This window comes from Caballeronia sp. 11_S32 (assembly GCF_056930355.1).
In genome coordinates this window covers 202,674-216,045 of sequence record NZ_JBXOWH010000005.1, presented here as the reverse complement: position 1 = coordinate 216,045, position 13,372 = coordinate 202,674, and the positions used below count along the sequence as shown (strand labels likewise).

Annotated in this window: 9 protein-coding genes; 4 read left to right on the top strand and 5 right to left on the bottom strand. The window is 56.8% G+C overall.

The genetic code is table 11. The annotated features are described in order from the left end of the window. The first annotated feature begins 102 nt into the window (after positions 1–102). From AC1Z32_RS35605 to AC1Z32_RS35595, 3 genes are all read left to right on the top strand, one after another. Positions 103–1,542 carry a glycosyl hydrolase gene (locus AC1Z32_RS35605; RefSeq protein ID WP_483483559.1) on the top strand — a complete coding sequence of 480 codons (1,440 nt, stop codon included), beginning with the start codon at positions 103–105 and terminating at the stop codon, positions 1,540–1,542. A gap of 1,287 nt (positions 1,543–2,829) precedes the next feature. Then, the gene (locus AC1Z32_RS35600) at positions 2,830–3,477 is read left to right on the top strand and encodes an SCO family protein (protein ID WP_483483558.1); all 648 of its coding nucleotides are present in this window, start codon (positions 2,830–2,832) and stop codon (positions 3,475–3,477) included. A 25-nt stretch (positions 3,478–3,502) separates the two neighbouring features. Further along, positions 3,503–5,458 (top strand): RICIN domain-containing protein, encoded by a 1,956-nt coding sequence (locus tag AC1Z32_RS35595; protein WP_483483557.1) that lies wholly within the window; start codon positions 3,503–3,505, stop codon positions 5,456–5,458. A gap of 533 nt (positions 5,459–5,991) precedes the next feature. Here the strand turns inward: AC1Z32_RS35595 and AC1Z32_RS35590 are convergent. From AC1Z32_RS35590 to AC1Z32_RS35570, 5 genes are all read right to left on the bottom strand, one after another. Then, positions 5,992–6,711 carry a class I SAM-dependent methyltransferase gene (locus AC1Z32_RS35590; protein WP_483483556.1) on the bottom strand — a complete coding sequence of 240 codons (720 nt, stop codon included), beginning with the start codon at positions 6,709–6,711 and terminating at the stop codon, positions 5,992–5,994. An 87-nt stretch (positions 6,712–6,798) separates the two neighbouring features. Then, a complete protein-coding gene (locus tag AC1Z32_RS35585; protein ID WP_483483555.1) occupies positions 6,799–7,644 on the bottom strand; it encodes a DUF707 domain-containing protein in 846 nt (281 codons plus the stop codon). Between the two features lie 163 nt (positions 7,645–7,807). Next, complete coding sequence (glf, locus tag AC1Z32_RS35580; RefSeq protein ID WP_483483554.1) at positions 7,808–8,896, bottom strand: UDP-galactopyranose mutase; 1,089 nt, start codon at positions 8,894–8,896, stop codon at positions 7,808–7,810. Then, positions 8,886–10,151: a flippase gene (locus tag AC1Z32_RS35575; RefSeq protein ID WP_483483553.1), complete on the bottom strand. Its 1,266-nt coding sequence runs from the start codon at positions 10,149–10,151 to the stop codon at positions 8,886–8,888. Before AC1Z32_RS35575 ends, glf begins: the two co-directional genes overlap by 11 nt. A gap of 822 nt (positions 10,152–10,973) precedes the next feature. After that, positions 10,974–11,705 carry a Crp/Fnr family transcriptional regulator gene (locus tag AC1Z32_RS35570; RefSeq protein ID WP_483483552.1) on the bottom strand — a complete coding sequence of 244 codons (732 nt, stop codon included), beginning with the start codon at positions 11,703–11,705 and terminating at the stop codon, positions 10,974–10,976. 767 nt (positions 11,706–12,472) lie between these two features. On the opposite strand from AC1Z32_RS35570, the gene AC1Z32_RS35565 reads away from it, so the two are divergent. Continuing rightward, a complete protein-coding gene (locus AC1Z32_RS35565) occupies positions 12,473–13,324 on the top strand; it encodes a class II aldolase/adducin family protein (protein ID WP_483483551.1) in 852 nt (283 codons plus the stop codon). Positions 13,325–13,372: the final 48 nt, after the last annotated feature.

Sequence of the window (13,372 nt, the reverse complement as noted above, 5' to 3'; positions counted from 1 at the left end):
AACACGAAACGTCAGGCCTGATATGGCGTCTTCAAAGTATTCGTCGATCGCACCTTCAGTCAAACCCTTTTATTTCATTACCACTTTCAGTACTCCTCATTGATGAATCGCTCAAACTTTCCCTTTCGACTCACGACCATCTTTCCCATCAATCGGGCCAACAATCAGTCTTCTTGGGCACCTAAAGCCCGTCTGATCGCCGCAGCTATTACTGGCGGCGTCTTGCTGTCAGCTTGCGGAGGCGGCGAGGACGTGTCGGACAGCTCGGGCGTTAGCGCGGTCCAGAATGCAACACGAAGAAGCTACTCGGCATTCACGGTGGATTCGCCGGCGGCGAACGCCAACGTCTCAGGGACGGTAACGGTCAAGGGAACGGCTGGATCGAAATGGGTTAGCGTCGCGGTGTATGACTCGGCCAGCGGAAAGAAGATCGGTGCTTCCGTACAGCCGTCCAATGGACAATTCTCCGTATCGGTCGATACGTCGAAGCTGTCAGCCGGCTCGCAGACTTGGCAGGTAATCGCATCCAGTTCTCAAAATGGGATCCGCACTACGATCAACCTGAATGTCTCGGTGTCCCAATCGACTACCGCGCCTTCGAGTACCACCAAAGCTCCGGTGACGGGCAACCTGTTCTACGGTATCAACGGCCATATCACGCAAGGCGGCTCGTACGACAATTCGAGTACCGATGTGCAGCTCGCACAGCTGAAAGACCTTGGCGTCAAGATCTATCGCAACGACGTCGGCGACCGTACGGGCGCCGCAAGACTCGCTGCAGCCGCCAAGACGATGGCTGCCGGCGGTGTCACGCTCTATCCGGATATTGTCACCGACCTGAACTTCAACGACGAAGCCTCGGCTTACAACGCAGGATATACGCTGGCGCAACAGACAGCCTCCGAGATGCATGCACCGTACTACGAGATCGGCAATGAGTTGGAATTGGACTCTCTGGTCGGCGATGTAGACGGCACGCGTCCCACTGACTATGACAACCGCAAGTTCATGATTGCCCGCGGTGCAATTCGAGGAATGATTGCAGGCGTTAAGGCTGTGGACCCGCAAGCCAAGATTGTTATGGGCGGGTTAGGCTGGCTGCATTTCGCTTTTGACCAGATGCTCATGCAAGGCACTCAGCCAGACGGTACTAGTGGACATCCGGTTGTCTCATGGGACGTCACCGCATGGCATTGGTACTCGGACTTCGGCGACATCCAGAACGCGTGCGGTGGCACGGGATGCTACAACGTACTGTCCACGCTCCATGACTTCGGTAAGCCCATCTGGCTGACGGAGTATGGTGTGCGCCCCGAGATGGGCAGCAACTCTCAGGTCGCGACGTATCTGACCGGCAATTCCATGATGTCGCAGTACGCCTCGGTTGCGTCCACCTACGGCCTCGAGTCGATTCAGATGTATGAACTCTATGACGATCCCGCTGGGGGCGAGGGTGCCTACGGCTTGATTCAAAACGACGGAAGAACTCAAAAGGCCGCATATAGCGCCTATAAGTCTTTTGTCGCGTCCCACCCGAAATAAAGCGAGCCGCGGAACGCCAGGGCAGACTTCCATTCGCATAAGCACTTGACGCCGGGACACGCTGGCAACTCCGGTTCATGTGCCCGTGTGTGAGGTGAAGATCTCCGACTGCGAGGTCTTCCTGGCCGATGTGGAACCGCAGTTTATTCGCCTACTGCAATGCGTGAATAGCGCGCTGGCGAACTTTAATATTGCGAAGCAGGGCGGCTTGCCGCCCTGCTAGATAGCTCCGTTTTTGCGACGCTTCTCCTACAGCGTCGATGAAGACCCGACGCGCCGCTGCTCTCCGTATGCCGTCGTCGTCTTACAAACCTGTCACCACCCACGCCCGCACGCAAGGGCCGGGGCCCGCGCACTTCGCGTTTTTTTGCGACCCGTTTTCCCGATAAGTTCTGGCGCTCGACGGAGCAGTGAGCCGCGCTTGCGACGGGGTCCGACTCTATTAAAAGCAGGATTCCTATCCGCTGTCGCCTTCGTTGAGCGACAACAGTTCACGATGTTGAACGCAAAGGCGAAATATTCGCGCCAATCTACCACCTAGCTACATACGAAATGTAAAAGAACTCGCGTGCGAATTCTTCCAGACTAAAATGCTATGGTGTACGAAATGGAACCAAAGAGGAACCAAAAGGACGGGAACTACCGTACAGCGACGGCGCAGCCGTATGCGATCTGGGTCTGCAATACGTTTCTCACACGTGATCTTCAAGGTCGCCGGACCTGTCGGCGGCCGTGGAGAACAGTTGTGCGTGGCGATAGAGCCTGACACGAAAGGACATCTTCGCGATGAAAGTCGGGATCGTTATTGGCCTCGGTAAATAATGCGGGCGAGATGGCGACCGACTTGTGGACCGGCGTAAGCAGGATTCCCGACCTTTACTGGCGATATTGTCATGAAACTGGCGATTTTGTCATGGAGACGGTTCGTGACGACGCCCGTATTGTTGCACAGTCAACGTTAGGAGACTGAATGTCCGGCATCTGACAACACTCAAGGCAGATCGCATGATGGCCGCGAGATTACAGAATGCACGGTGTGGATTCGTTGCGAATGTTGGCTTGTCAGAAGTAGTAATCTAAAATTTTAAACAGCGGATGTTCGTTAGTACTTTTAATCATATATCGAGGTGTAAAACAGACGCTAATTGCTAGCAATGTCAGGAAGGCGAAATTTGCACGCGAATCCGCGGATTCACGGACGCGTGCCAGATGTATCGGGGCGGCACGAGTCGAAATCGGGTGGCGCAAATTTAAAGAGCGCCACGGCTACGGCGGAGGACATTGCAAATGTTCCATCGAGACCTTCGCGTGGTCACGGAGTTCATTGCGGATAAGAAAGCTCGAAAGTGGACTCGCCGCGACTTCCTGCGCGATATTACTTTCGCGATTCTTTCCGGCGTAGCGTCCCCGCTCTATGCACAACATGCCAGTCTGGTAGGAGTGGTCAACCCACCGACTTACCTCGGCGATTTCCCGCTGGTCGATCAAAACGGAAGGAAGCGGCAACTCAATGACTTTCTATTGCAGAGCGTAACGGCCCTGCAAACGATCTACACCGGCTGTGGGTCGGTGTGCCCTCTTCAGGGAGCCTTGTTTAGCGCCGTTCAGGATCGCATTCCTCAAATCAGCAATAAGCGTCAGGTTCGATTGCTGTCGATCGGGATCGATCCGCTCTCAGACTCGCCGTCCGCACTGCGCAATTGGCTTGCGCACTTCAATGCTGGCTCCGCCTGGAGCGCTGCGACACCGACTTTGCAGGACGTCGACCGTATGCGCTTGGCGCTTTCGGCAAGCACCCTTCCTCTAGGCGATATCGCCGAACATTCAACTCAAATCTACTGCTTCGACCCGAACGGGATGCTGCGCTACCGCAGCACCGAGCTTCCGCGCGTTGAGGAAATCTGTGACGTGATCGGCAAACTTGTTCGCCTGTAGCCCGGCATCAATGGAAGGTGACGAAATGAAACGCACTCGCTCAGTAAATTCGTACGTCTACACGATCGGCCGGTTCGCCCTCGCCTTATTCGTGTTGATCGCTGCATCGACCTTCGACAGCCAGTGGTTGGTCCACGCGCAGACGCCCGCCACGATCGTGCTTAGCGGCACCGGCCTTTGCGCGGACGTCAGCGGCCAATCCGTCACCCCTGGCGCGGCGGTAATTGCGTGGGCTTGCAACGGTGGATCGAATCAGAACTGGACGCCCCGAGCTTCCGGGTCGGGCTATAACTTCATCAGCCAAAACAGTGGCCAGTGCATGGATGTGAGCGGCGCGAGTACATCAACGAATGCGAAAATCATCCAATGGACTTGCAACGGTGGCACTAACCAGACCTTCACGCTTACTGCACAAGGCAGCGGCTACGCCGTCGTCGCGTCGCACAGTGGTCTTTGCGTCACCGCGGCGAGCACGACCGCGCAAGGTGGACAACTGACCCAGCAGCGGTGCAATGGGAGCGCAACACAGACGTGGCAAGTGAGCGGGCTGACTGCCGTTTCAGCGCTGCCGTCAAAATGGACTGCCCCGATCAAGCTGCCGCTCGTTCCGGTCGCAGCGGCCAATCTTATCGACGGCACCATTTTAGTTTGGTCTGCGGATTACACCAACAACTTCACTACGGGCGAGGTGACGCCGGGGAGAACGTACACGGCCATTTTCGACCCGACGTCGCAAACCGCCAGACGATACTTGGTAACAAACACCGGGCATGACATGTTCTGTCCGGGAGTCGCCAATCTTCCCGACGGTCGTATCTTCGTGACAGGAGGATCAAGCAGCGCGAAGGTAAGTTACTACGCGCAGGCGACAAATACATGGGTGTCGACGAACCAGATGAATATCCCGCGTGCCTATCAAGGCAGCCTGACCTTGAGCAACGGCAATGTGTTTGTAATCGGCGGCTCCTGGAACGGTGGTTTGGGCAACAAGACGGGCGAAACCTGGACTAGCGGCAGTGGCTGGAGGGTGAACTCGTCGCTGCTCGCCAACTACATCCTCACGCAGGATGCAGGCGGTATCTTCCGAAGCGATAACCATGCCTGGCTCTTTGCAATGTCCAACGGGCGGGTGTTTCACGCGGGACCGAGCAAAGCGATGCATTGGTTCGACACTGCCGGCAACGGTTCCGTGACCAACGCCGGGAACCGGGCAAACGACACCGACGCGATGAACGGCAACGCGGTCATGTACGACGTCGGAAAGGTTCTCGCGGTGGGCGGTGCGCCGAGCTACGAACAATCGACGGCCACCTCGAACGCAACGCTCATCGACATTAACAGCGGCTCGGCGACCGCAATCGGCCCGATGAGTTACAGGCGCGCGTTTGTCAACGGTGTCGTGCTTCCGAACGGGCAGGTGGTCGTGCTGGGTGGCCAGACTTTCGCTCAACCTTTTTCCGACGATACCGCTGTGCTCACGCCCGAACTCTGGGATCCGTCGACCAAGAAGTTCTCATTGCTGGCGGCCCAGGCCGTACCACGCGTGTATCACAGCGTGGCCCTGCTGCTTCCCGATGGCCGCGTATTGAGCGGCGGCGGCGGCCTGTGCGGTGGCTGCGGGACCGACCACGCCGACGTTGAGATCCTCACCCCGCCCTATCTGCTCAATGCGGACGGCTCGGCAGCGACCCGGCCGACGCTGAGCAACGCCCCCGGGGACGCGACGCTCGGCACGACGATCGCGGTAACGGCAAGCAGCGACGCGCAGGCCTTCGCGTTGATGCGGCTGTCATCGGTGACGCATTCGCTTAACGGCGAACAGCGGCGTATCCCGGTGACTTTCACGATTGGCACGGGCGGTGAGTTCCTGGTGAACGTGCCCTCGGATCCCGGCGTGGCACTGCCAGGCTATTACATGTTGTTCGCCCTGAATGCGAAGGGGGTGCCGAGCGTTTCGAAGACGCTGAGGCTGCATCAATGACACCGCAGGTAGCGCTGCGCCGGACCTTTCGCGCTGCGATCGGACTCGCATTCATGAGCGCGATGCATGCGAGCTGCGCGGCGCAGTCATGCTCGTCCGCCGATATGGGTCGCGCTATTTTCACGGGAGAGTGCGCCTTGGGGGCTCATCTTCGCGACGATGACCGCCGCTTACCGCCTTCCACTACCCGATGCGTGAACTGTCATGCCGGGACCGGTCGGGCAGCGGCGTTCGGACCGCTCCTGACACGAGACTACCTGCTCGTTCCGACGATGCGGCGAGGCGGCCCGGCGAGCAGCTACAACGAGCAGAATTTCTGCCGAGTCCTCAGAGAGGGCGTGGATCCGGCGGGCGTGATTGTGCGCAAAGCAATGCCACGCTACGAGATCTCCGATAGCGAGTGTGAGACGATGTGGCGCTACCTCGTTGCGCGATAGCGCCTTTCGGGAGAGGCTAAGGTCCGTCATACGCGTGGCAGCGCTGCTCTCACTTGATGAGTTCTTTTACTTCTCCTTTTTCAACTGTCCATTCGGTCACTCAGGTTGCTTTATTACAACAGCCACCTGTTCGTGCTTCGCGTTGTAACCGATGTACTCATAGGCGAGATGATGCGCGTCCAGAAACTCATGAAACGCCTTTATCTCACCGTCTTTCCACCCGGGATAATTAAAGTATTCGTCGAATACGATGATGCATCCCGGCTTTATTTTCTTCCCTAAATTTTCGAATATTACTTTCGTTGATGAGTAAAGGTCACAATCGATATGCAAGAATGCCGCGTCTTTTGATTGACTCTTTACAAACTCGGGCAAGGTTTTATCGAACCATCCTTTAATCAGGGTTACATTTTTTGCAACTCTGGGCAGTCTGTCGACGCTAAAGAATCCCCGACTATACCCATCTCTCCAGCGCTCGGGAAGACCTTCAAAAGAGTCAAAGCCGTAGACTACAGCATCTACCTGGCTCGCAATATGGTTGATCGACTTCCCGCTAAACACTCCAAATTCACAGATTAACCCGTCACCTTTTACCATCGACAAGGCTTTCGAAAGCAGTTCCTGCGCAGATGCCACGGAGTCTACTCCGAGCATCTTTCTTTCCACGTAATCGATTGTTTCCTCAAGGGCTCTTCTCTGAAGCGCGGCGTGAATATTCTGGTCTCTAAGTGCTAAGGAGGAATTTATTTCAGACCTTATGAGATACCGGAGCGGCCTACTTACGAAGGTTAGCGGCAATTTTAGAAAATTATACAATTTCGTCGCTCCATTCAAAAAGTCATCAATTAATCGCGACAGCCTTCCTGCCCGCCCAACGTAATAACCGACGATACGGCGCGAGTATTATTTCAACGAACCGGATTGGCCTCTCGAAGGCCGCGTTTTTCGCTTGGTATAGTGAAGCCACGGGAGATACTCCTTTACAAGCCCCATATAATTGACGAGATTTTTCCGCCGCACAGGGTGGCTGCCTTTCACCGCATGGATAAGAAAGACGGGATTGCCCAGCCGCCCACTGGTGTACGTTGTACCCACGATACTCCGTTTGCCCTGCAGGACTTTTATCGACGCGCGCAACCCGTAGCGTGAGAGCGCCTGGTTCAGTTCAGACCACGGGTTTGTCTTCGCCCCGTCTCCTGTGCCGTGCCCAGCCGAACCGACCGGGCGTGTATGGAATACGGAAACCCGATCGACAATACCAACCTTTCCCAGTGACGCTACCCGCGCGGGCCACAGGAAATCGAGGCCCCAGCCTGATTTGGTGTTTTCGAAGCTATCTTTTATCGCATCCAAAGCGCTCGACGAAAAGCATGGCACCATCACTTCTACAAAGTTTGTTTCGCGAAATTCGAACGCCCTGTTTTGCAACGTCGCTGCGTGACAGAAATAGCTTCTCTCGTCGAGAGACGGTTGCGCGAGCGCAAAATTCTCCCGTTCCACATACCCAAAAAACTCGTTCAAGGTTTGAACGTCGGTCAGGATATCGTCGTCCGGGAGCCAGATATAACGATATTGCGAAATCAGTTGGGCATTGTGCAATATGAAGTCGTGGATGCCTTCCCACTTTGACCCTTTGAATCGATGTATGGTACTGGCAAACCCGTCTGCGTAGTTTTCGTTTTTCCCATAGTAGCTCAGCGCCAGGTCGAAGCTTGGGGTCTCCGCGCCAGTGAACCACTGCGGATGCAAGGAACTATCTCCACACCTGAGAATGACCAAATACCTTTTCATCTCTCAATCCCCTATGACATAAGAGCCAGATTGCGGGACACAGAAAGACAATCACTGGTGAAAAATTGCATCTGACCGAGGGCGGTCGTGACACCTTGAAGCAATTACTGCCGACAGCGGTTTATACGAGTCCTTCGGCAGCCTTGAGCGCGGCGCCGATAACCTGGTCCATGTTGTAATAGCGGTACTGCGCCAGCCTGCCCACGAAGGTGACATCCACCGTTTCCTCCGCGAGTGCGCTGTACCGCATGAACAAGGCCTCATTCTCCTTCCGTGGAATCGGGTAGTACGGCTCACCTTCAGCTCGCGGATATTCCTTCACGATCGACGTTCCCTGATGCTGTTGGCCGGTGAGATGCTTGAACTCCGTAATCCTTGTGTATTCGTGATCGTTCGGATAGTTGATCGTTCCTGTCGACTGAAAGCGCTCCACGTCGCTCAGATGAAGATGTTGAAAGTGCAGGCTGCGGTACGGAAGTTTGCCGAAACGGTAGCCAAAATAAGCGTCGATCGGTCCAGTGTACACAAGGTGGCCATATTCGATAATCGCCTTCATCTCGTTGTAGTCGGTCGAGAGGCGCACTTCGATATCCGCACTGGCAAGCATCTTTTCGAACATCGCGGTGTAGCCTTGTGCCGGCATGAATTGAAAAGTGTCGGTGAAGTAGCGGTCATCGTCGTTGGAGCGCGTCGGGATTCGCGCAGCAACACCCGCGGATAGTTCGGACAGATCCAGTCCCCATTGCTTTCGCGTGTACCCACGGAAGAACTTGTCACACAGATCGCGGCCGACGTTGCTGAGCACCACATCTTCGCTGGTGGTGACGGTGTCTCGCGCTTCACGTACGGATTCGAGGAACGCCACCGTGTCCTGCTCGCTCAAATTTATACCGTATAGCTTGTTGATCGTCGTGCGATTGATCGGTATTGGATAGAGATCACCATCCACCCAGGCCTTTACGCGATGCTCGTAAAAGCGCCAATCCGTAAAACCGGACAGGTATTCGAAGATGCGCTTGCTATTCGTATGGAAAATATGCGGACCATACGGATGGATGAGCACGCCGCTCGCATCCTTATGATCATAGGCATTGCCGCCGATATGATTGCGCTTATCGACGACAAGCACGCGCTTCCCGTGTGCCGCCAGGCGTTCGGCACAAACCGCGCCTGCAAATCCGGCGCCTACGATAAGGAAGTCATATTTCATCTCTGCGCATCCTCGTATGGAAGGCCGGAATTTTTCGTTTGATCAGGTAGAGCGCCATTGAGCTCGTGACGAGAAATTCGGTGGCAAGCGCTGACATTGCCGCGCCCTGAGCGCCGTAGACCGATGCAAGCGGAATGAGCAAGGCGAGGTTGAACAGGCCGGCGACGATCAGTATCTCGCTGACTTTTTTCTTCATTCCAAGCGGCAGCATCACCTGAACGCCGAGTACATTGCTCAGACCGACGAGCAAAGGCATGAGCGACATCCACTTCAGAACGATGATTGCTGGTTCATACCCGGGGCCCATTGCAATGCGCACGATCCATTCGGCGCCCACCCAGAGCGCGATCGAAGCCAGCAACATTGTTGAGCCCAGCAAATAGAGCATCTTGCGCACCAACACAAACGCCTTTTCTGAGTCTTCAGAAAAAAGCGCCGTCACGCGCGGGTAGATCGCGTTGGAGAGCGGTCCGAGCGGCGCTTGCGCGACATTCCGAACCTTGTCGGCTACGCCAAAGTAACCAACAGCGACGTCTCCGGAAACAAATCCGAGGACCACGCTATTAGTGGTTGTGTACAGACTGATCGCTGCCGTGGAGATGAACGTGTGCCAGCCTTCACGAAGCGCCTCGATGATGTCCGCCCTGCTCGGCATCAACGCGATGATCATCCGGTTTTTGGCTATCAGAATTGATGCGACGACTCCGGCAACTACCATGCTCATCGAGTTGATGAGCGACGCAATCCACGTGTCATCCGACGAGCGCACCAAGACGAACGTCAGCGGCAAGAGGAGCAGCCGCGCGCTCAAAACCGAAACCGTGGTGTACGTCATCCGTTCCAGCCCTTGGAAAAGCCACTGTGGAAATAGAACTGTTCCGAGAACGAGCGGATAAGTAGCCAGCAAGAGCGGCAGCATTGCACGCAACCTTGGTGCGAAGAATGCGACTGACAGCAGAATGGCGAAGCCGACCACGGCGATAAGGGCCTTTGCGCCTTGTGTCGCCCAGAAAATTCTGGATACCGCATACCGATCATGCTGGGCCCGTGCGACCTGGGCCGTGGATGACCAGTTAAACCCGTACTCAGTCAGTAGCACGAGATAGCCAACGATGGCTTGCGCAAAGACGTATGCACCGAAGTTTTCCGGACGGAGAACGCGCAATAGATACGGAAATGTTGCTAGCGGAAGCAGCATATTGGCCGCTTGCAGAACTGCCAGCGCAACGATGTTCCGTCGGAGTCGGCTCGCCATGACTTATCTCGTCGTCAGTACATGATGAGGATCGCTTGGAGACATGTCTTTTGTACACGAGTCAACCGAGCCTCGCACGAAATGCGCGTTGTGTTTCCGCTGCAGCGAAACCAAGGCGACGCTAGATGCTAACGTCCGAGTCCCATCGCTCCAAGCTTGGAAACTTCAGTTCGCACTGCCGGCAGGTGTGCGCTGGTGCGAAAGCAACAGTAGGAAGAATGGCGAAGGCAATACGAAGAATGGCACTAAGTATCTCGCGTTGGCGTTTGTCGAGGCGGCCAATTTCATCATCCGCTCGTGTCCGGAAGCCAAGCGCGTTCATGTGCGCAAAAGCAGATTATCGCGATCGAGGCACCGGCGCACCGACTGGCGCGGGCCTGCTAATCCATGCCTCTGAAACACAGGCCATTTGAGATGGACCTATGGGCACTAGTTCACCATCGCCGAAACGCCGGCCCGATCCGGACATAGGCAAGTTGGCGTGCGCATCGCGGTTCAGTGGAGCCGGCTTATTATGCTGATGGCTTCTTTTGTTATGTCCACTGAGAAATTTCGTCCTGGCCAAGCCTTTCGCGCGGTGTAAATGCTACGACCATAGCGATTGCTGCCTCGTGGATCGCGCGCATGTCCACGTCGTGAACGGGGCCCACGGCCAGCACGTGACGCAATTAAATGGATATGGAGAGGGACACGACAGTTTCGTCGGACAGACAAAGATCCGATCTGACATTCGTTCGATGTCTCTCGATCGAATCGCCCTTTTCGGCGTGCTGCTGCACGGAGCGGGCGGCTGCTGCCAGCCGCGCCCGCGTCCGGCACGCTTCAAACGATGGCTTCCATCTGGCGACGCGGCAGCATCCGGTCGAACTCACGCTTGACGATGCCGTAGCATTCGCATGCGCGCTCTTCCAGAGCGGCGCGATCCAGGATCTTGATGCAGCCGCGGCTGTGATGGATCAGGCCGGCGTCATGCAGCTTTCCCGCGGCTTCCGTTACGCCTTCGCGACGCACGCCGAGCATGTCGGCGATCATCTGCTGCGTCACGCGCAGTTGATCCGACGGCGTGCGGTCCGTCTGAATCAGCAGCCAGCGGCACAGTTGCTTCGAGAGCGAGTGATGCCGATTGCATGCAGCCGTCTGCGCCACTTGCGTGAGCAGGGCTTGCATGTACAGCAGCATCACGCGGCGCAGGAAGTCGGAGCGGCCGAAGTGCTCGCGCAACGCGCCCGCGCTCATGCGATACGCGAAGCCCGCGCACTGCACCTGGACGCGCGTCGGCATGGTGTCGCCGCCCGTCAGCACGGGAACGCCCGACATGCCTTCACGCCCCACCGCAGCGACCTCGACCGAGCCGCCGTCTTCCATCGTATGCAGCAGCGAGATGATCGCCGTGGTCGGGAAATACACGTGGTGGATGCGTTGCCCGGAATCGCACAGCAACTGCTCCGTGCGCAACTGAACCAGTTCGAGATGCGGTGCGATGGCTTGCCATTCTTGCGCGGGAAGCGCGCCCAACAGATGGTTGCCGTGCAGGTCTGATTGAAGTGTCAGCATTTTTTTAGTCTCGTGCGTGTGCGCTTCGCGCTATTACTTTTCTTCTGGCTCGCAACAGGATTCGTGCATGCATCTGACGGCGTGCATCGAACCCTGTTGCGACCAGCCCCGTGTCATGAAGTCCCCGCTCGTTGGTTTTGGTTGAGCGTCGCGGTGATCTTCGTGCGTGGTCGTACATTAGCGAGAGCCATGCCAGCGCGCGTCAATCCTTATACCAGTGAGGGTTTGCGCGATCCCCGCTGCAACGGCCCCGAACGTGCGCTCAAGTACGAACAAAATTGATTCAATCGTGAAAAGCGACCTTCATATGGTTCGCCGTCCGGGGCAGGTCAATGCCAAACGTTTTCCTCTGTCGAATGCCCTGTCGGCGCGAGATCCCGGCGATGCGCTCAACAGGCAAAACGCTGCTCATCAGGGGCGCGAAAGCCTTGTCGCAGTGGAAACAGACCGCGCGTCAAAAATGTTGCAAACGTGGTCGATACTCCCGCGGTCCGCATCGGGCGTTGTTACATCAGGCACGCCGGGAGCCTTGTGTGGCGGGCCTCGGCGGTAATCACCGAGATCTGTACGCCCGACCCGGCACGATCGGGGCCGGACCGGCGGAGCGGACAAAAATGTTGCATTGCCTATACCGAGACGCAATGCGGCCACGCATGACGCAAGCATGAATGGCACTCATGCATCCTTGAACAACCTTCGTTTGTACTCAGGCTTCGCTCGCGGCACCATGCATCACATACCCACTTTCATCCGCATGGAGCGAGAACATGAGCGACGTCATGGAGACCCCCGAGAAAACCGCAACGGCCATCGACCTCAAGGGCCGTGTTTCGATTTATCAGCCGGAGCAGGAAGGCCTGATCTTCCCCGAGCTGCCGACGTTTGCGAGCCACGCCGAACATCGCCAGTATCTGAAGGAGCGCCTCGTCGCCGCTTGCCGCGCGTTCGCGCTGCAAGGCTTCGATTACGGTTTCGCGGGCCACCTCACCGTGCGCGATCCGGAGCATCCGTCGCTTTACTGGACCAACCCGATGGCCGTTCACTTCGCGCAAGTGAAGGTCTCGAACCTCATCTGCGCGGATCATCAGGGCAATGTCGTCGAAGGCAATCATGCGATCAATCGCGCGGGCTTCGTGCTGCACGCCGCCGTGCATGAGCAGCATCGGGACATCGTCGCGATGTGCCACGCACATACCGTCTACGGCACCGCGTTCGCGGCGCTCGGCAAGCCGCTCGTCCCGATGTCGCAGGACGCCTGCGCGTTCTTCGAAGATCACGTCGTGATCGGCGACGAGGCGGGCAAGGTCGCCGTCGAAGTAAAGGGCGGCAACAAGGTCGCCAATGCGTTCAAGGGCGTGAAGGCGGCGATCCATCAGAATCACGGCCTGCTCACGGCGAGCCGTCACAGCATCGATTCGGCGGCGTTCTGGTTCATCGCGCTCGAGCGCTGCTGCCAGCAACAGCTGATGATCGAAGCGACGGGCATCACGCCGAAGCTCGTGCCGGAAGACCGCGCGCGCTATAGCCGCGAGCATGTCGGCAGCGACTACATCGGCTGGCTGCACTTCCAGACCATCTGGAACGACCTCGTCGCCACGCAGCCCGACATGTTCGACTGATCTTCCTGTTCCCAGCAATACCTCGCCTTCGGAGAAAGGCGAGGCGAT

Excerpts from the sequence above, each read along its gene's own strand:
- AC1Z32_RS35605 (WP_483483559.1), top strand. The coding sequence starts at position 103 with ATGAATCGCTCAAACTTTCCCTTTCGACTCACGACCATCTTTCCCATC.
- AC1Z32_RS35600 (WP_483483558.1), top strand. The coding sequence starts at position 2,830 with ATGTTCCATCGAGACCTTCGCGTGGTCACGGAGTTCATTGCGGATAAG.
- AC1Z32_RS35595 (WP_483483557.1), top strand. The coding sequence starts at position 3,503 with ATGAAACGCACTCGCTCAGTAAATTCGTACGTCTACACGATCGGCCGG.
- glf (WP_483483554.1), bottom strand. The coding sequence starts at position 8,896 with ATGAAATATGACTTCCTTATCGTAGGCGCCGGATTTGCAGGCGCGGTT.
- AC1Z32_RS35575 (WP_483483553.1), bottom strand. The coding sequence starts at position 10,151 with ATGGCGAGCCGACTCCGACGGAACATCGTTGCGCTGGCAGTTCTGCAA.
- AC1Z32_RS35570 (WP_483483552.1), bottom strand. The coding sequence starts at position 11,705 with ATGCTGACACTTCAATCAGACCTGCACGGCAACCATCTGTTGGGCGCG.
- AC1Z32_RS35565 (WP_483483551.1), top strand. The coding sequence starts at position 12,473 with ATGAGCGACGTCATGGAGACCCCCGAGAAAACCGCAACGGCCATCGAC.